General features: G+C 42.3%; 17 protein-coding genes. 14 read left to right on the plus strand and 3 right to left on the minus strand.

The features are described 5' to 3' along the window. The first annotated feature begins 19 nt into the window (after positions 1-19). The gene (locus tag EV207_RS12860) at positions 20-703 is read left to right on the plus strand and encodes a class F sortase (RefSeq protein WP_132746558.1); all 684 of its coding nucleotides are present in this window, start codon (positions 20-22) and stop codon (positions 701-703) included. 56 nt (positions 704-759) lie between these two features. Here EV207_RS12860 and EV207_RS12865 read toward each other — a convergent pair whose 3' ends face one another. After that, a complete protein-coding gene (locus tag EV207_RS12865) occupies positions 760-1,824 on the minus strand; it encodes a YeiH family protein (RefSeq protein ID WP_132746559.1) in 1,065 nt (354 codons plus the stop codon). A gap of 133 nt (positions 1,825-1,957) precedes the next feature. Between EV207_RS12865 and EV207_RS12870 the strand changes: the two genes are divergently transcribed. Further along, positions 1,958-2,848: a LysR family transcriptional regulator gene (locus EV207_RS12870; protein WP_132746560.1), complete on the plus strand. Its 891-nt coding sequence runs from the start codon at positions 1,958-1,960 to the stop codon at positions 2,846-2,848. Between the two features lie 14 nt (positions 2,849-2,862). Here the strand turns inward: EV207_RS12870 and EV207_RS12875 are convergent, their stop codons facing one another. Next, the gene (locus EV207_RS12875; RefSeq protein WP_132746561.1) at positions 2,863-4,413 is read right to left on the minus strand and encodes an FAD-dependent oxidoreductase; all 1,551 of its coding nucleotides are present in this window, start codon (positions 4,411-4,413) and stop codon (positions 2,863-2,865) included. Between the two features lie 363 nt (positions 4,414-4,776). Here EV207_RS12875 and EV207_RS12880 point away from each other — a divergent pair, with 363 nt between their 5' ends. Then, on the plus strand, positions 4,777-5,079 hold the full coding sequence (locus EV207_RS12880) for a hypothetical protein (protein WP_132746562.1): 303 nt from the start codon (positions 4,777-4,779) through the stop codon (positions 5,077-5,079). A 112-nt stretch (positions 5,080-5,191) separates the two neighbouring features. Here the strand turns inward: EV207_RS12880 and EV207_RS12885 are convergent, their stop codons facing one another. Beyond that, positions 5,192-6,562 carry a purine-cytosine permease family protein gene (locus EV207_RS12885; protein ID WP_132746563.1) on the minus strand — a complete coding sequence of 457 codons (1,371 nt, stop codon included), beginning with the start codon at positions 6,560-6,562 and terminating at the stop codon, positions 5,192-5,194. Between the two features lie 640 nt (positions 6,563-7,202). Between EV207_RS12885 and EV207_RS12890 the strand changes: the two genes are divergently transcribed. The 11 genes from EV207_RS12890 (at position 7,203) to EV207_RS12940 (ending at position 19,912) form a co-directional block, all read left to right on the plus strand. Further along, positions 7,203-8,690, plus strand: coding sequence for an amino acid permease (locus EV207_RS12890; RefSeq protein ID WP_132746564.1), 1,488 nt, complete (start codon positions 7,203-7,205; stop codon positions 8,688-8,690). Between the two features lie 149 nt (positions 8,691-8,839). Beyond that, on the plus strand, positions 8,840-10,072 hold the full coding sequence (locus tag EV207_RS12895) for an aminopeptidase (RefSeq protein WP_132746577.1): 1,233 nt from the start codon (positions 8,840-8,842) through the stop codon (positions 10,070-10,072). Positions 10,073-10,196: 124 nt separating this feature from the next. Further along, the gene (locus tag EV207_RS12900) at positions 10,197-10,514 is read left to right on the plus strand and encodes a hypothetical protein (RefSeq protein ID WP_132746565.1); all 318 of its coding nucleotides are present in this window, start codon (positions 10,197-10,199) and stop codon (positions 10,512-10,514) included. Positions 10,515-10,599: 85 nt separating this feature from the next. Further along, the gene (locus EV207_RS12905; RefSeq protein ID WP_132746566.1) at positions 10,600-10,887 is read left to right on the plus strand and encodes an ArsR/SmtB family transcription factor; all 288 of its coding nucleotides are present in this window, start codon (positions 10,600-10,602) and stop codon (positions 10,885-10,887) included. A gap of 70 nt (positions 10,888-10,957) precedes the next feature. Then, positions 10,958-12,283, plus strand: coding sequence for an MFS transporter (locus EV207_RS12910; RefSeq protein WP_132746567.1), 1,326 nt, complete (start codon positions 10,958-10,960; stop codon positions 12,281-12,283). 778 nt (positions 12,284-13,061) lie between these two features. Beyond that, a complete protein-coding gene (locus EV207_RS12915; protein ID WP_132746568.1) occupies positions 13,062-13,952 on the plus strand; it encodes a nitrilase-related carbon-nitrogen hydrolase in 891 nt (296 codons plus the stop codon). Between the two features lie 24 nt (positions 13,953-13,976). After that, entirely contained in the window at positions 13,977-15,344 is a 1,368-nt protein-coding gene (locus EV207_RS12920) for an NAD(P)-dependent oxidoreductase (RefSeq protein ID WP_132746569.1), read from the plus strand. Positions 15,345-15,371: 27 nt separating this feature from the next. After that, a complete protein-coding gene (gene preA, locus EV207_RS12925; RefSeq protein ID WP_132746570.1) occupies positions 15,372-16,652 on the plus strand; it encodes an NAD-dependent dihydropyrimidine dehydrogenase subunit PreA in 1,281 nt (426 codons plus the stop codon). A 33-nt stretch (positions 16,653-16,685) separates the two neighbouring features. Next, positions 16,686-18,101 carry a dihydropyrimidinase gene (gene hydA, locus EV207_RS12930; protein WP_132746571.1) on the plus strand — a complete coding sequence of 472 codons (1,416 nt, stop codon included), beginning with the start codon at positions 16,686-16,688 and terminating at the stop codon, positions 18,099-18,101. Between the two features lie 108 nt (positions 18,102-18,209). After that, positions 18,210-19,679: an NCS1 family transporter gene (locus EV207_RS12935; protein WP_132746572.1), complete on the plus strand. Its 1,470-nt coding sequence runs from the start codon at positions 18,210-18,212 to the stop codon at positions 19,677-19,679. 14 nt (positions 19,680-19,693) lie between these two features. Continuing rightward, positions 19,694-19,912, plus strand: a complete 219-nt coding sequence (locus EV207_RS12940) for a hypothetical protein (RefSeq protein WP_132746573.1) — start codon at positions 19,694-19,696, stop codon at positions 19,910-19,912. Positions 19,913-20,101 lie beyond the last annotated feature (189 nt).

Here is a 20,101-nt window from a genome sequence, read left to right on the forward strand (position 1 = left end):
CCAATAGGAGGGGTCAATTATGAAAAAGTGGATCATAGGTGTCGTTGCTGTTCTTGCAGTCATCGTGATGTATGTTTTTTACCAGCAGCCATTTGGCGGCGGGACGCAAGCTAAGGAAACAGTAAATAATGGGAAGCATATGGTTAAACTTAAACAAGAAAAGCCGAAAGATTTAAGCATGATCAACAGCCAATATCAAAGTGCGCTAGATAAAGCATCAGCTAATGAAGACAGGAAATTTACTGATCAAAGTTACCAGGGAATCGTACCAAAAAAAATAATGATTCCTAAGATAAAGGTTGAAGCAAATGTCGAACAGGTTGGTTTGACAAAGGATGGCAAGATGGGGGTACCCGGCGGAACAAATAATGTGGCATGGTACAAAAAGGGGGCAAAGCCCGGCGGTATCGGGAATGCTGTGATTGACGGCCATGTCGACAGCTACAGGGGACCAGCTATATTCTTCCATTTAAAAGACTTGAAGAAAAATGATAAAATCTATATTTTTGGAAAAGACGGCAGAAAATTAACCTATAAGGTGACTAAAATCGAAAGCTATCCAAACGGTGAAGCACCGCTAAAAAAAATCTTCGGACCAACGAATAAACAAATGCTTAATTTGATAACATGTACAGGAACGTATCAAGAAGATTTGGAAACCCATGATCACCGTTTGGTTGTATATAGTGAACGTGTTTCTTAGGTGAAAATAATAAAGAGTCCTCATGGCATTCATGAGGGCTCTTTAACATTTTTGGGTTAAGCTATAAAAAATGCACAAATCGATAGAATGACGGAAGTGATCGTCATAGCGAGAAGCGGGCGCATCGCACGGCTGCGCAGATCCTTGAAACTGACATTTAATCCGAGACCAACCATTGCCATTGTTAAAATAAATGTTGTTAAGCTCGAGATATTATCCATAACTCCTTGTGAAATGGTAATCGAATGGCCGATGACATAGCTGCCGATCAAACTCATGATGATAAAACCAATTAAGAACCAAGGGAATTCGACTTTACCTTGACCCTCTGCTTTGCCTTTTCGCTTCATCCAATATACGAGGATAAAGCTAAGGGGGACAAGCAAAAATACCCTGCCAAGCTTAGCTAATAGTGCAATTGCCAGACCATCGGGTCCCGCCGGAGCTCCAGCAAGCGCGACATGGGCGATCTCATGCAAACTCGTACCGGACCATATGCCGTAATCGATGGCGGACAAAGGCAGAAAAGGTCGTAAAATCGTATAGGCCACCGCGAAAATCGTACCCATTAGAGCGATGATGCCAGCACCGATCGCCGTATCCTCTTCCTTGGATTTGACAATAGAAGAGACTGTTGCAATCGCTGAAGCTCCGCAAACCCCAGTCCCAACACCAAGCAGGAAGGATAAGGACATATCCGCTTTAAACCACTTAGCAATCAGCATCATGACACCGATCGAAAAGATAATGACACCAGCGTCGCGGGCGAGTAAACCAAGACCATCGTGAAAAATAACATCAATATTGAGCTTTAGACCAAACAGGACAATCGCATAACGCAAAAGTTTTTTCGCTGAAAATTGAATGCCTTGACGGATTGCCTCCGGATAACCGAAGATTTGCCGATAAATGACAGCAATGATAATAGAACAAGCCATTGGGCCGACCTGACTAAATCCCGGAACCTTGGCAAGCCAAAAACCTATGAAAGCAATGATGAATGTAAAACCTACCCCGTAAAGCCACAAAACCGCTGGGCTGCCCTTAGGTTTCTTTTGATTTCCACCGTTTACATGGGCAGTGTCTTTCTGTAAGGCTAACCCTTGATTGTCTCCAGCCATAATCTCACCTCAAAAAAAAATTTAATAGAGCGCTCTTTGGTTTCCTTAATACCAATATAATAAATGTGTTATCATAAAGGAAATATAGATTTTTTATTTCATTCATTAATATTTCTAATGATTGGAGGTCATCATGACATTAGAGGCATTAAAAACATTTATCACCGTTGTCGAAGAACAAAATTTCACACGGGCGGGTGAAAAATTATTATTATCTCAGCCGAGTGTCAGCTTGCACATCAAGAATCTGGAAAACACTTTTCAAACCAAATTGGTTGACCGGTCACCAAAATTTCTTCGCATTACACCAACTGGACAAATGTTGTATGAACGAGCGAAGCAGATGCTTAGACTTTATAGTAAAACGAAAGAGGAGATTTACGCTTATCACCATCGTATTACCGGCACATTAAAAATCGGGGCAAGCTATACGATCGGTGAATACTTATTGCCTTTATTATTAACTGATTTTAATAAGGAATACCCTGATATCCAGCTGGAGGTGATCATTGATAATACCGAGAAGATTGTCCAATCCGTTAAGCTGCTACAAAATGATATTGGTCTCATTGAAGGACACACGAACGAAAAAGACCTTGATATATCACCATTCATGGAAGATGAAATGGTGATCGTTGCACCCACCCAACATGTGCTAGCTTCAAAAAGCAAGGTGATGATCGATGATTTGCAGGACCAGACATGGGTGACAAGAGAAAAGGGATCCGGAACCGGTGAATTCATGGCCCACTTCATCCGTTCCTTTGGTATTCGCACCAACAATCTGATTTCATTTAGCACAAATCAAGCCGTAAAGGAAGCCGTGACAAATGGGATGGGCATTTCCATCTTATCATTATGGGTTGTTAAGAAAGCAGTTGAACAGGGTGAACTTGCCATCATTCATATGGAAGAAAAGCTTTTTACCCGGATGTTTTCATATGTTCTGTCTACAAGTATTGAACATAATAAAGCGACAAATGTTTTTATCGATATGCTGAATAACCCGCCGGAGCAGGTCTAAAAGCCAAGTTTTCTTTAATCCATTCGTTTCAATGGTTTTTCAGCCGGTCCTTCGATAACCTCCCCAGTATAAGAGAATCGCGAACCATGGCATGGACAATCCCAGGTTCTGTCGCCGTGGTTCCATTCGGTTTCACAGCCTAAATGGGTACATGTGGTATCAACGATATGCACTTGGCCTTTATCATCTTTGTAAGCACCGGCCCGCTCACCTTTATAAGTGACCACGCCGCCTTCATCATTTGCCAAATCCTCAGCATTCTTGTGAAACAGCTGAAACTTCCCTTTAACAAGATGCTTCGCGACATCACCGTTAATTGAAAAGAATTCTTTAAGGCTTGGATCGGCGTAAAATCGTGAGGGTTCAAACAGTTTTTGATATGGATTTTCCCTTTTTAAGACAATATCACGAAGCAAGAGAGCAGCAACTGTACCATTTGTCATACCCCATTTTCTGTATCCGGTTGCGACCAAAAGGTTCTGTTCGCCCGGGCTCATTTCTCCGATATACGGCACCTTGTCTAACGTGATGAGGTCTTGCGCCGACCAGCGGTAAACAACATCTTTTATACCTAGTGTTTCCTGTCCAAATGATTCAAGGGCTTTGTAATGCTCTAAGGTGTCCTTCCCTTGACCGGTTTTGTGGCTTTCACCGCCTATTAATATTAGGTTCTCACCATTGAGCTTTGCCGAACGAAGTGATCTTGGCGGATTTTCGGCATTAATGTACATGCCGCCGGGAAATTCTCTGTCTGTTTTGGCAGCGATAATATATGACCGATCCGCATACATCCGGGTAAAGTAAAAATGGAGCCCGTCATAAAAAGGGTAGTGGGAGCATGACAAAATATGGTCAGCTGTAACACGATGCCCATCACTGGTAAGGACTGCGGGCTGGTCCCTGTTATCAACATTAACACCGACGGTGCTTTCATAAATTCGGCCGCCCTTGTCGAGGATTACCTGGATCAAATGCGCCAAATAGTGGATGGGATGGAATTGTGCTTGATCTTTCATGACTAATGCCTTTTTGATGTTTAGATCAAGCGGCATTTTATCTTTCAGCTCACCATTAATGTTTAAGTTTTGATAAGCCTTATATTCTTTTTCAAGTTTCCTGGCGTATTGATCTGTTGTTGCGTAGATGTAGGCGTCTTCATCGCTGAAATCACAATCGATATGTTGGTCTTGAACTGTTTTTCTAATAAACGCCAGCGCATCCATATTAGCCTCATAATATAATCTCGCTTTGCTTTTGCCCATATGACTGATGATCTCGTCATAGATTAAATGGTGCTGAGCGGTGATCTTTGCTGTTGTATGGCCGGTTGTGCCATTTAACAACTTGCTTGCTTCTAATAAAACAACTTGCAAGCCCTCGCTTGCCAGGAGGTAAGCTGCAGTAATGCCTGTGATCCCGCCCCCGACAATCACCGCATCTGCCTTAATATCTTCTTGCAAACTGGTGAACGCTGGTAAGTCAATAAAGTCTCGCCAATATGGTTCTGGAAAAGTTGGCAGTTTTTTTTCTTTATGATGGTTTTGTGGCACTGAAATATCCTCCATTTTTTGGTCTTTAATGGTTATCGTCCCCAATAAAGGGAGGACATATTCCGTATAACCTGCCTATTGGAATCAAAAAATAACCATTGAGGTGATGATCATGGAAAAGAAACCGCCAAGAACCAAGACGACAAAACATAAAAGAAAAGGTATGTCCCGAACAAATACACCACAACGTCCTGAACCACAGCCAAAGGATTATGAGGAGATTGAATATTGAGCATCAATTTACTGGGCTTTTGCTGCGGGGGAACAATGTGACGATTGGGCCTGGCTGTTTTATTGATTACGTAGAATATAATTCAAATTTTGAGCAGGACAATAACGCCAAAGTGAAGGATAATAAGAAATTATGACTGACAGTACTTGTCAGGTATGTCGGCACTGCACAACTTTAGCCCGAAACAATACGGCTCAGTCAATTCAACGATTGGGTTTGTCAGAGAGTTTGGCATGACTGTAGGAATTACGATTTTCGGCACGATTCAAAGCCATGATTTTGCAAATAAATTAAAAGATGCCTTTGCGGGAATGGGCGGTGTACCTCAGGGTCTTAGCGAAAATCCCCGGGCAATGTTATCACAGGAAGCGAGAGCACATATACCTGGCCCGATTTTGAGCAAATTGACTGACGCACTGTCAACATCCATTACAGAAGTTTTTTACTAATAGAAAAATCCGCACTATTCAGATAGGATATCTGAATAGTGCGGATTTTTATTTATACATAAGTCTTTTGTTTTGTCCCAGCCTCGTTTTTGATAAACGAGGTTAACGAATGTTAAATCCCCTTATTTTGCATGTTAGATGTATTTATGCGAATCTGCCGTTTCATTGGAAAATAGTAAAGGACACCGGGAATAATAAGTCCTATAATCCAGGCAAGGTCAGCTCCATTTAACGCGTGAGCAATCGGACCCATATAAAAGGACGTGTTAATAAATGGAATTTCAGCAAGGATTGAAACAATATATGCTACTGTTGTGATCCAATTTATTTTGCCATATTGCCCGTTGCCATCGAAAACATCTTGTGTATTATAATGGCCGCGCCGCAGAAGATAGAAGTCAACCAGATTAATCGTTGTCCAAGGGATCAGGAAATAAGTTAGAAATAAGATGAAGTTTGAGAAAAAGGCGAGAAAACTATGTCGCCCCCATATAGCCAGAAGGGTCCCAATCACAGTAATGCAAAGCAACAATATCAGACGGACTTTAGGTGTTACCTTAAGATTAAAAAACGGCTGGATCGCTGTCGTTGACGACATAAATGCACCATATAAATTATACACATCGATTGAAATTTGACCTAAGAAAATAATGACAAACATAATTAAGGCAAATGTTCCGAATAAATGAGCCAAATTAGAGCTGGCGTGATCAAGGTAATGAGGAACAGCAATTGTCAAAATAACACCTAGCAGCATCATCCAGAACGTGCCGATGACGCTCCCACAATAAGTATACCAAAAGGACTTTGAAGTCGATGTGTTGATCGGTAAATATCGGGAGTAATCGGCGACATACGGCGCATAAGTTAACTGCCAGGTCGCAACAACACTAACGCTGAGCATAAATGCCGCGGGGTTAAAGCCACTCATCGACCAGCTGCCAGCGGGCAGCGGCATCCTGAATACAATGACCGTGACGATGGCAAAAACAATAATAAAAATCCAAGTCAAATACTTTTGCATTTTATGAATCAGGTCATAACCAAACAGGGCAATGAAAAAGGCAACAATACTAAAAAGAATAACACTAACGTTTGGACTGATCGAAAGCGTGCTGCTTAAAACCTCGGAACCGAGCACATTGCTGCTCGCAAAGAAACCAAGATACATTAAAATCACGATCACAATTGGAATAGCTGCACCATAGACACCAAATTGGGCTCTGCTTTGGATCATTTGGGGTATGCCAAGCTTTGGCCCCTGGGCAGAATGCAACGCCATGAAAATCGCCCCCAGACAATTACCCAAAATAAGAGCGAGCACACTCCAGAATAGATTTAGTCCGAAAGTGACGACAAGTGCCCCGGTTACAAGGGTTGTGACATGCATATTGCCTGCAAACCAGATGTTAAATAAACTTGATGGCTTTCCATATCTTTCATCCTCAGGAATAAAATCGACACTTCTTTGTTCTATTTTCATAAAAAAGCCCCCCTCATCAATTTACTTTATTATGATAAAGTAAAAATATAAAAAGGGACTATATCGAAGAAATAAAAACAACTTCATCGATATAGCCCCCTATTCACTAATAGCCTTGTCTATGGGCTAAAACACTATGTGATTTATTGTAAGCGCAACGTAGCTTTGTCAAATTCCGAATTTTCGAACACTATTGACTGCTTTTATTTTAACTTTTAACAAATATAAAGTCAATGAACTTTTCGATATTGACCGTTGTTGTTATACTTGTGCACCCAGCACAGTATTATGCCGTTTCTGAAATCATTTGACACCTTTAAATATTTGCAATACAATAAACAAAGCAAAGTTATTAGAAACTAGCAAAGTTATTTGACCGAAAAAAAGTGAGATTTAGCCCATTTAAACTGAATATTTATTTAGCCCAGAGCATTTAGTGAATAGGGGGCTGTACTGTGAAATTCTTAATTTTTGCAGTATAGTTCCCTATTTCTTTTTGCCTAATTTTGGCACCAATTTAAGTCTATATCCAACGGCTTAAATGCCAAATAATGAAAGCACTTACAAATTATATAATACTTCAAAAAAGGGGGAGTCTTAAGTCTGAATAAGGATAAAACAATTTTTGGGGGGAATCCAGATGATTAATAAACAGTTGAAACAAGCACCGCAAACTGTACAAAAACAATCTTCAAATACTTTGCAAAGAAAATTAAAAGCCCGTCACCTGACAATGATATCATTAGGCGGGGCGATAGGAACGGGGCTTTTCCTTGGAAGCGGTCCCGCCATACACTCCGCCGGTCCGGGGGGAGCTTTAGCCGCTTATACCGTTATTGGAGTCATGGTGTTTTTTATAATGACAAGTCTTGGGGAGCTGGCGTCATTTATGCCAGTGAGCGGAGCCTTTAGTACGTATGCCTCGCGTTTTATCGACCCTTCTTTGGGATTTGCGTTAGGTTGGAACTATTGGTTTACTTGGGCAATGACACTTGCTGCGGAGCTGTCTGCGTCTACGATGGTTATGAAGTTTTGGTTTCCAAACAGTCCTTCGATGATGTGGAGCTTTTTGTTCTTAGTCTTGATATTCTTACTGAATTACCTGTCTGTTAAAGGGTACGGAGAAGGAGAATATTGGTTTTCACTCATTAAAGTGGGGACAATCATCATCTTTATCATTGTCGGGGTATTAATGATTTTTGGTATTATGAACGGTAAGCCGATAGGTTTCAAAAATTTTACTATTGGTGATGCACCATTTCACGGGGGCTTTATGGCCACCTTAGGTATTTTTATAGCGGCTGGTTTTTCCTTCCAGGGGACAGAAATTGTCGGTGTTGCAGCAGGTGAGAGTGAAAATCCTGCAAAAAATGTTCCGCGTTCCGTTCGCAGCATCTTTTGGCGGATTTTATTATTTTATTGTCTTGCAATCTTTGTTATTGGATTGATTGTTCCGTATACAAGCAATAGTCTGCAAGGTGAAACAATTATGGTCAGTCCGTTTACAACAGTATTTAAGAAAGCAGGGCTTGCCTTTGCAGCCTCGGCGATGAATGCCGTCATTTTAACAGCGGTATTATCCGCCGGAAATTCGAGTCTATACGTGACGAGCCGGATGTTATACGCAATGGCCAATGATGGACTAGCCCCGCGGATTTTTGCAAAGCTAAACAAGCGCGGCGTTCCCATTTGGGCATTAATCGTGACGTCCCTCGTAGGCATGCTGGCATTTTTTGCATCCGTTTTCGGTGATGGTGCCATCTATATATGGTTAATGAATTCGGTCGGTGTCACAGGATTTATTTTTTGGCTTGGTATTGCGGCCAGCCACTACCGGTTTCGGAAAGCATACTTGGCTCAAGGTTATTCACTTAGCGATCTTCCTTATCGTTCTAAATGGTTCCCTTTTGGACCTATTTTTGCCTTTGTACTTTGTCTCATTGTTTTATTGGCACAAGACTATCAAGCGTTTCTTGGCGGTGGCATTGAGTGGGGAAGCGTCATTGCCGCATATCTTGGCATTCCGTTATTTCTCGTACTTTGGCTAGGTTATAAGATTAAAAACAAAACTAAGGTCGTTCCGTTAAAAGAATGCCAATTTGATTTTGACGAACATAGGAATGTATAGCAGAATTAACCTCTGAAGATTAAACTGCCCCGAGTTCATAAGAATATGAACTCGGGTTTTTTATTAATTGCTTTGCATTACGAGTGTATCCGTTTGCAAGACGAACGTGAAATAAAGTGATAGAATAATGGTGAAATGGAGGGACCATGATGTCAACTTTAAAACAAAAGCTTGAAAAATATGCAGAGCTCGCCGTTAAAAACGGTGTGAATGTGCAAAAGGGGCAAGATCTTGTCATCACGGCACCGATCGCAGCTGCCGACTTTGTCCGAATGGTTGTCAAAAAGGCATATCAGGCGGGGGCAAAGCATGTCCATTTTAGATGGACGGATGATGAGCTTACTGTGACACGCTTAATGTATGCTTCTGAAGAAACCTTTCAAGAATACCCCGAATCTGAGGTAAAGGCCTATGAGACACTGGCCAAAAATGGGGCGGCGTTCCTGGATATTCGCTCGCCGAATCCGGATTTGTTAACAGGCATTGATGCGGAAAAGGTTGCGCGCGATAATAAAGTAACCAGATCAGCGCTTAGGGACTATTTCGATTATCGGATGTCTGATAGAGTCAGCTGGTCAATCGTGACCGTTCCTTCAGAAACATGGGCTAAAAAGGTGTTCCCGGAACTGGATGGAGATGATGCTGTCAACAAGCTGTGGGATACCATCTTCCAAATGACGAGAGCCGACAAGGATGATCCGGTTGAGGCATGGGATATACATAAGCAGCAGTTGAACGAAAAAGCCGGATTTTTAAATGATAAAAAATATAAGAAGCTTCACTATAAAGCGCCTGGCACCGATTTAACGATTGAATTTGATCCTTCTCATATATGGGCTACTGCAGCAGCAAGCCATCCGGACGGGACAGATTTCATCAAAAACATCCCGACTGAAGAAGTGTACACACTGCCTTTGAAAACGGGGGTAAATGGTACTGTAACGAGCACCAAGCCGCTTAACTACAGCGGGACGTTAATTGAGGAGCTCTCATTGACATTTGAAAATGGGCGGATCGTCGACTGTTCCGCGAAAAGCGGCTATGACACATTAAAGCAGTTAGTTGAAACAGATGAAGGCTCGCATTATTTGGGAGAGGTCGCTCTCGTGCCAAACAATTCACCGATCTCACAATCCGGTTTGATTTTCTTTAATACGTTGTATGATGAAAATGCCTCATGCCATCTTGCTATCGGCAAAGCTTATCCAACTTGCTTGGAAGGCGGCACGAACATGAACCAAGAAGAGCTTGAGCAGCATGGCGCCAATAACAGCCTGGTTCATGTTGATTTTATGATCGGTTCCGGTGAACTTGATGTTGACGGTGAAACGGAGAATGGGGACATCGAGGCGATTCTGCGCAAAGGTCTTTGGGCGTTTTAAGAAAATATTGAACGAAAGCAGCTCCTTCTTACGGGTACGAGGGGGCTGTTTTTTTGCATTCTGAATTTGCAGCTATATAAATTCTTCTTTTTGGAAAGGATGTTCTCAAAAGGAGGATTGAAGAATGCTGCAAATTAAGCTCGGCGAACATGGCCAGATGGATGTGGATATCATAGAAATCGTCAAACACGATGGCAGGATGATAGATTTCTATTATAAAGATTTTAACGAGCCAGACTATATTTCTAACTATTGGATAACACTGCAATTTGTTGACTCAAATTGGAGCGTCACCCATTTCTGTGTGTATCATTCAAACGAAAGGATATACAAGGATGTTCAGGGGTTATTTTCTAGCGCTGTTTTGGAACCTTTGAAAAATGAATTGCTGTCATACATTGACTCTAAAGGGCGGAAGATTAAATCACCGAAGGTAAGCTAGATTGATATTGACAGCTTTCCTTTTTCAAATTTTTGGATTGCACTAGATGAGTTGACAATGTTGATCTAAATTGTATAATAGTTTTATGACATTAAAACAATTAGATGACCAGCAACGTATTAAAATATTTAATGCGTTGGCAGATGAAAAAAGAATTCGTATGATTCGTTTACTATTTCGCGAGTACAATCGACCAATGTGTTCAGATATTGGAAGGAGTTTAGAGATCAGCAAGTCAAATGGTTCGTATCATTTAAAAATTTTATCCGACGCACAATTAGTTTCGATTGAACGTGAAGGTGTAACAAAGTATGTCACTCTAAATAAAGAGATGTTTGATCGGTATTTACCAGGATTTTTGACTACACTCTGATGTGGTCACTTTTTTCAATTAATAGTTTTAATGTTTTATGACTATAAAATAACGAAGGGTAGAAAACAGGATGAAAAGTAAAGAGAATGGTCTGATCTTAACTTTGTGTTTCATAGTTTTATCAGGAGTGATGAACTCCATTTTGTTTAATGTGGCACTTGTCGACATGAAAGAAGAACTAAAGGTAACAGCTTCTATGATTAGCTGGGTCGTGATTATATATACAATGATCATTGCCTGCGGTTCCATCACTTACAGCAAATTGGCTTCCTACTTCCAACTTAAGACCTTATTAGTCTTTGGTGTGTGTTTATTCGTGTGTGGTTCCATCATTGGTTCCATAACCAATCAGTATATTTTTGTGATCATTGCACGGATTATTCAATCTGCCGGGGGCAGTGCCTTCATTGCTTTGTCAATGATTACCGCCAATCAATATATGATAGAATCTAAAAGAAACATGGCTTTAACGTTAATTGGTGGATGTTTATCACTAGGTTCCGGAATAGGCTTTTTGATTGGTGGCACTTTTACTTATGCATGGGGCTGGCACTCTTTGTTTCTATTGATGCTGTTGGTCGTTCTAACACTCATCGGGTTATTTACGGTTATGCCTTCCGGGTATACCAATCAACAAAAGGAGGCCCGACCTTTTGACTTCATCGGATTATTATTTTTATTGATTTTCGTTGTGTCTTTTATTCTGGGTGTTAAAATGAATGGCTATCTCCTTATCATAACGGTCATGTCAGTTGTTGGTTTAATGGCTCATGGGAAACGCAAAAATTTGGTTCTATTTGTTGATCTATCTATTTTTAGACATTTCGCTTTTAGCAGATTGATCATGATCAGCTTTGTCAATAACGCAGCCATGGTTGGTATGGTATTTTTATTCCCACTATTATCTGAGCAACATTTTCTCCTTACTGCCATTAGCACAGGTCTTATTTTAGGCGTGATCTCAATCCTGGCCTTTTTGATAAGTTTTATTGCAAAAAAGAGCCTAAATGTCATCAGCAGTAAGCAACTCATCGGATATTCCACGGTCATACAACTCACCGGATTCCTCATGTTGGCGAGTGTTGGTGTAACACAACTTGTATTCGCAATGCTTGGTGTTTTCGCCATCTATATAGGCTTCACGATGATGACAGTCGCAATCAATATTGAAATTCCGCGAACGATAGTAAAAGACAAAAATGCGATGGGATTAGGGATCTATAACCTTATCAACTTTCTGGGCATGTCGTTTGGACCGGCCATATCAAGCCGCATTTTGAACTCGTTCTCTCATTTCAGTTATGCTTTCATCTTTTTTATTGTCATTTTGATCTTGTCGATTGTCTTATCATTAATAAATGTGCAAAAAATGTCTGCTAGGAAGGCGGAAGTATAGGGTCACTCATTGGGCTGCGTGTCTTGCTTTGGGGGGGAATGGATTTAATGAAACTATTTAATCTGTTTGCGGGCGGTGACTGCTTCGCTGGTATTGCCCCTTTTAATGTGAATAAATAAACTTACTAAGATTTTTATAAAAGTAAACTCAAAATACCTGATTGGTACTATAACGTACAAAAATCAGGTGTTTTTTGTATGCGTTTTTCTTAACGTACACTATACCCCAAAAAGTCCTGTGACCTCAAAAAAATCATGAATCAACGGAAATACACGAGACTCCCGCGGAAAGCGAGTGTATTTCCGCTTATAATAACGAAACAACAACGGCATTTTTTCTAAAAAATTGAAATTCCGTTTCCCTATTTTCTGTTTAAAAGTAATTATGAAATCGATTCGGTTATCTTGAAAATCGAAGGATTTTCAGTGCCCTTAAGCTAGCTTAGGGGATTTTTTTGTTAATCAGAAAGTATAAACTTTCCGACGCACATAAGTGCAGCTAAGCCTCTGGCTGCGCCATTAAGGCTTGCCAATCGGCAAGTTTTCTTTAGCGCAGCTTGCTTTCGTCTAACACAATGTATAAAAGTGTACCGATTAAAATGACATATTGTAAAACATTATAAATTTGAAATGACAATACATATAGAAACGTTACGTTAAAGCCCCTTCCATTTAAGGCGAGCGCAAGTAGCCCTGGGTAATTGGGACATGAATATTGCTAGTCTATTGAACATATTTATAATCAATGAAGCACTTTAACAAGATTAAGGAGGGTCAATATGGCAGATAAAATAAAAATAGGCCTCATTCAAGCCTCAAATGATGTCAATGGCAATGAGCCTGTGGAGGTTCATAAGGAAAAGGCGATCGAAAAACATATTAAACTCGTGAGAGAAGCGGCTAGGTCCGGTGCGAAAATGGTCTGTTTGCAAGAGATCTTTTATGGTCCATATTTTTGTGCGGAACAAAGTACCAAATGGTATGATGCGGCAGAAGAAGTCCCTGATGGACCAACGAGCAATCTCTTTCAATCACTTGCCCGTGAACTTGGTGTTGTCATTATTTTGCCAGTCTATGAACGCGAAGGAATTGCGACCTATTATAACACCGCAGCGGTTATTGATGCAGATGGTTCGTACTTAGGGAAATACCGCAAACAGCATATCCCGCAAATTACCGTTAATGAAGCGGGCAGCGGTTTTCTTGAGAAGTTTTATTTCAAGCCCGGTAATCTTGGCTACCCGGTATTTGATACCGCATTTGGCAAAGTGGGTGTTTACATCTGCTACGATCGCCATTTTCCTGAAGGTGCAAGATTGCTAGCTTTAAATGGAGCGGAAATCGTATTTAATCCTTCTGCTACAGTTGCGGGATTGTCTGAATATCTGTGGAAATTGGAGCAGCCGGCACATGCTGTTGCAAATGGTTACTATATTGGGGCGATTAACCGTGTTGGGTTGGAAGCACCTTGGAATATGGGTGAATTTTATGGCCAGTCTTATTTGGTTGACCCTAGGGGAAACTTTGTTGCCATGGGAACGAGGGACCGGGATGAGGTTGTGATCGGGGAAATGGATAGAAAGCTAATTAGGGAAGTACGGGACACTTGGCAATTCTTCCGTGACCGCCGGCCCGAAACTTATGATGATATGACAGCCCTAAAGCCCTGAAAATGATAAGGGAGGTTTTTGATCTTGGGAAAAGCGAGGCATGCATCAATAGATGACCTTATCAAGAACTTTGAAGAAGTCAATCACGGGTTTAATGCTGCTGAAGCATTGGATGAATCTAATCGTTGCCTGTACTGCTATGATGCGCCATGCATCAAGGCTTGCCCGACAGGTATAAATATTCCTTCTTTTATAAAAAAGATTGCATCGGGGAATTTAAAGGGATCAGCCAGAACCATTATGGCATCCAATCCTGTCGGCGCCAGCTGTTCCCGTGTCTGTCCAACGGAGGAATTATGTGAGGGTGCCTGTGTGTTAAACCATTCAACGAAACCGATTATGATTGGCGATCTTCAGCGTTTTGCAACAGATTGGGCGATTAAAAATGAACAAATCCTTTTCAAAAAAGGAAAACCAAATCATAGGCGTGTGGCAGTCGTTGGCGGCGGCCCCGCTGGTTTATCAGCTGCCCGCGAGCTTGCTTTATTGGGATACAAAGTAACCATTTTTGAGGCGAAAGAACAAGCGGGCGGATTGGATACGTACGGTATCGTTTCATTTCGCCTTCCGCAACACATCTCCTTTTGGGAAGTGCAGCAAGTTGAAAGCCTTGATGTTGATATAAGAACGAATACAAGGGTTGGTCAAGATATTCCCGCCCAAGATCTGATTGACAATTATGATGCCGTGATATTAGCGGCAGGTATGTCAAAGGTTCCGATGCTTGGCATTGAAGGAGAAGAGCTGGAAGGTGTACATGATGCGATTGAATTTGTTGAAGCCACAAAAACATCACCTATTAACGATGAGCTTGCAGGGAAGAACGTCGTAGTGATCGGTGCGGGAAATACGGCGATCGATGGCGCGACATGTTCGGTTCGGCTCGGAGCAGAAAATGTCAAGATCCTCTACCGGCGGACAAAATCGGAAATGACAGCTTATGATTTTGAATACGAGTTTGCAAAACAAGATGGTGTTGAGTTTCGATGGCTGACAGCACCCAAAAGAATTATTGATGACGGCTACGGACGTGTCAAACAGGTGGAATGTATCCGCATGGAGCTTGGGAAGCCCGGAGAAGATGGCCGACTCCGGCCGATGCCGATCGAAGGTTCAGAATTTATTTTGGAAACGGATACAGTGATCAAGGCGATCGGCCAAACACGATACAAAGAATTGGCCGAGGCTTTCGGACTAAGGCACGTCAATGGCGTTGTTAAAGTGAATGAGAAGACTTGCCAAACATCTCACCCCAAAATTTTTGCTGCTGGTGATGTGATCTTTGGAGGCGGCCAAGGTGAAGCGATGGTCGTTTCCGCGGCAAAGCATGGCAAGGAAGCAGCGTACGCGATTCATAAGCAATTGAGGTCCGCTTCCATTGAAAGCGCCTAAAATCCTTTATGAAAGGAGAGTAATAGTATGGCTGATTTACGGGCAAATCTTGCAGGGATCACTTCCCCAAACCCATTTTGGCTTGCCTCAGCCCCTCCGACAAATACCGGCTACCAGGTGCAAAGGGCTTTCGAAGCCGGATGGGGCGGCGCCGTTTGGAAAACGCTTGGCGAGCCTATTATCAATACCACATCACGTTTTGGTTCGATAGATTTTAACGGTCAGAAGGTAGCCGGTTTCAATAACATTGAACTTATAACAGACCGGCCGCTTGATGTCAATTTAAAAGAAATATATGAAACGAAAAAGAGGTTTCCGGACCGAGCCATTATTGCTTCATTGATGGTTGAGCCGAAACAAGAAAAGTGGCATGAGATTGTCAAACGAGTAGAGGATGTCGGCGTCGACGGTCTTGAACTTAACTTCGGCTGCCCGCATGGCATGGCGGAAAGGGGGATGGGTGCCGCTTCCGGCCAGCAGCCTGACTTAGTTGAAGCGCAAACGATGTGGGCGAAAGAAGCGGCAACGACACCGGTGATCGTAAAATTGACACCGAACATTACAGACATTACGGTGACAGCTGAATCCGCCGTGAAAGGCGGCGCCGATGCCGTCAGTATGATCAACACGATCAACAGCTTAGCTGGGGTCGATTTGGACACTTGGGATACGATCCCAAATGTTGCCGGCAAAGGAGCGCATGGCGGCTATTGCGGTCCGGCTGTCAAACCGATCGCATTGAACATGGTCGCTGAATGTGCGCGGCATCCGAATATTAATGTGCCTATTTCTGGTATTGGCGGCATTTCCAATTGGCAGGATGCAGTCGAATTTATGCTTATGGGGGCAAGTGCCGTTCAAGTGTGCACGGCAGCAATGCACCATGGATTCCGAATCGTGGAGGATATGACTGACGGGCTTAATAATTATTTGGATGAGAAGGGCATCTCTTCGCTTGCCGGCCTCATCGGGAAATCGGTTAACAAATATTCGAATTGGGGCGATCTTGATTTAAATTATAAAGTGGTTGCGAGGATTAATAATGATATTTGCATTAACTGCAACAAATGCCATATTGCTTGTGAGGATACTTCGCACCAATGCATTGATATGCTGACAAATGCTGACGGCAGCGATTATCTGAAGGTCCGGGAAGAGGATTGTGTTGGCTGTAATTTGTGTTCTATCGTATGCCCTGTAGATGGGGCGATTGATATGATCGAATTGCCACAAACGGAAGCGCCGATGACATGGAACGAGCGGCAGGCAGCGATCAGTCATTCCAAGATGAACACGGCAAAACTTTAATTTTAAATGATTAGCTTATTTGGAGGGACATTGATGAAAAAAATAATTAAAGCTGGAACGGTAGTCACAGCAGCGGATACTTATCAGGCTGATATATTGATTGAAGATGAAAAGGTGACCAAAATAGGTGCTAATCTGCATGACAGTGAGGCAGAAATAATTGATGCGAAAGGGATGTATGTGTTCCCCGGCGGTGTCGACCCCCATACACATATGGAAATGCCATTTGGCGGAACGGTATCCAGGGATGACTTTGAAACGGGGACCATTGCAGCTGCATATGGCGGAACAACGACGTTGATTGATTTTTGCTTAACGGATAAAGGCAAGCCCCTCAGCCACGCCATTCAAAAGTGGCATAAAAAATCAGCGGATAAAGCGGTTGTCGATTACAGCTTCCATCTGATGATCAGTGAAATCAATGATGCTGTTCTGAATGAGCTTCCAACTGTAATCGAACAAGAAGGGATTACATCATTTAAAGTATTCATGGCTTATAAAAATGTCTTCCAGGCTGATGATGAGACATTATTTCGAACATTGATTACCGCAAGGGAGCATGGTGCCCTAGTAATGGTGCATGCCGAAAATGGCGATGTCGTTGATTATCTGACAAAAAAGGCTTTGGCAGCAGGCCATACAGAACCGATTTACCATGCGTTGACAAGGCCTCCAGAAGCAGAAGGAGAGGCGACGGGGCGCGCGGCCAAACTTACTGCGCTTGCTGATGCCCAGCTCTACGTTGTTCATGTAACCTGCAAAGAGGCGGTGGAACAGATCGCTGATGCCCGCCGCAAAGGCTTCCGAGTTTGGGGTGAAACCTGCCCGCAATATTTGGTGCTTGACCAATCCTATATGGAGAAACCTGATTTTGAAGGGGCAAAGTATGTCTGGTCGCCACCGCTTAGGGAAAAACCCCATCAAGAAGCGCTCTGGAATGCACTAAAAAGCGGTGATTTGCAAACGATTGGCTCTGATCAATGCTCGTTCGATTTTAACGGGCAAAAGGATCTAGGGAAAGATGATTTTACGAAGATACCGAATGGGGGACCATTTGTAGAGGATCGTTTCAGTGTCCTTTTCTCCGAAGGCGTCAAGAAGGGAAGGATCTCACTCAATCAATTTGTCAATTTAGTATCGACCCAGTCGGCAAAGTTGTTTGGATTATTCCCGAAAAAAGGAACCATTGCTCCAGGCAGTGATGCGGACATCGTCATTTTTGATCCGAATGCCGAGCGGACGATTTCGGCAAAAACCCATCACATGGCGGTTGATTACAGTGCACTGGAAGGAATGAAAGTGACAGGTGAACCGGTTGCGGTCCTCTCCCGTGGGAATTATGTTATTCGTGATAAACAGTTTGTAGGAAAACCTGGAGATGGACAGTATCTCAAACGGAAACAATTCAGCATGAATCATAAGGCGGAAAGTCAAACTGTCAAGATGTGATAGCGGGAAAGTCGGTTCTGACATCCAGATTTCCTGTCTATTCGCTGCATTACAAGCCATTATATTACCGATATTTTCTGTTCAAAAATGAACAAGGAGAGTATCGTAATGGAAAAAAAGTCGTATGATTACTTAAAATCGCCTGATTTGCTCCCTGTCAGCCACGATAAGAAAACGATCAGCACCTTAGGCTTCTCATCTATGTGGGTTGGCATGGCCATCCTTTTGGCAACCTTTGCTATTGGGGCGGCAGGGGTCCAGACGCTTCCATTAGGCTGGGTGGTCGCAGCAACAATTATAGGGTCGCTGGCAATAGGGGTATTTATCACCATAATCGGCGACATCGGCATTGAACACGGCCTGTCATTTCCCGTGTATATGCGTGCTCCTTTTGGCATTATCGGTACGCATATTCCTTCGGTGATTCGCGCGATTGCGGCATCCTTTTGGTTCGGGATTAATACCTATTTTGGGGCGACAGCCGTCAATGCCATTCTGAACACACTTACTGGGTTTGATCATTGGTTAATCTGCTACATGATTTTCGCTCTGGTGCAGTTAATCAATACAGCATCAGGCATTAAATGGGTTGAAAGGTTTGCAGATATCACCGCACCTATTATCATTATAATCTCATTGGTTATGTACAGCACACTTTCAGATCAGGCGATCGAGTATGGAAAGAATGTTTGGACTTGGGTTGAAAGTCCAGTTACAGGTGGGGCAGCAGTGACAGCCTTTCTAGTCGTGCTGTTCAGCAATATGGGATTTTGGGCAACCCTCGGAACGGATATACCGACACTTTCTCGATTTATCAAGGCTCCAAAGTTTGAGAGGAATTGGTTTAAGAGAAACAAGGGCACTTTAATAGGCAGTACGATAGCACTTCCTCTCACAGAAGCGTTCATGATCATGATTGGCGCAGCATCTTATGTTGTTGCTGCTAATTCAAACCCTGTTTTTGCCTTGGAAAAATCCGCTTCAGGGTGGATGCTTGTTGTCTTATTATTAATGATTGTGCTGACTCAATGGTCTACGAACATATCTGCTAATTTAGTTCCTGCGGCAGCCATTTTCTCAAATGCAGGGGGACCCAAAGTGTCTTATGCTGTAGCTGTCTTTATCGCAGGTATCGTCGGGACAGTCATTGAGCCATGGAATGTTTTTAACGTCTTGACCCAAGTACTGTTAATTATTGGTGCAGTGCTGTCTTCGGTCACTGGGATCTTATTTGCAGATTATTACCTTATTCGAAAACGGAGAGTAAATGTTCAGGACCTGTATAAGAATGCCGGTCAATACAAATACCATGGCGGCGTGAACATTGCCGGTTTTATCGCTTGGTTTGCCGGCGGCATAATAGCCTATTTCTTTATGGATTACTCTTTTATCATCGGCTTTATCGTGGCAAGCGTTGTATACTATGTTCTTGCAAAGTTTTGGTATTTTAAAAGATTTCCTCAGGAGGAAGTCGAAAATCCGAGTGATGAAGACTATTTGGGCATTACAGTGGGCCGGGATTGGGTGATCGATGATACCCCGCAATCCGTTCAAAAGAGTGATGCTGAAAGTGTATAAAGGAGGCGGATGTTATGTCCACTTATAAAGATTTCCTTGATGAAAAGGCAAAGATTGATGCCTTGGTTGAAAAAGGATATGTTATTAGTAAAGTCACCGAGCACCTTGATGGTACTGATGTGGCATTTGAAAAAAATGAAGACTTGAAGGAGATCCTTCAGATCAGACATGCGGATGCGAGGAAATACTTCTCATCAATAATTCTAAAACAACAAAGTATGATTAATAATTAAGCAGAAGTAAATAGAAAGTTATAAGTGCAGCCCCTAACAAATTGGAGCTGCCTTTTTTATCGTTTAGCGTAAAAATTGCATGTTCATCCCTTAACCTAGATTATTCATAGAAAATCCTCAATAAGACAGAAATGCTTACCCATCAAGCGATTTCGTCATACTATTACGCATCAAATAAATGAAAAAAGA

The organism is Scopulibacillus darangshiensis, from assembly GCF_004341035.1.
Taxonomy (GTDB): domain Bacteria; phylum Bacillota; class Bacilli; order Bacillales; family Sporolactobacillaceae; genus Scopulibacillus; species Scopulibacillus darangshiensis.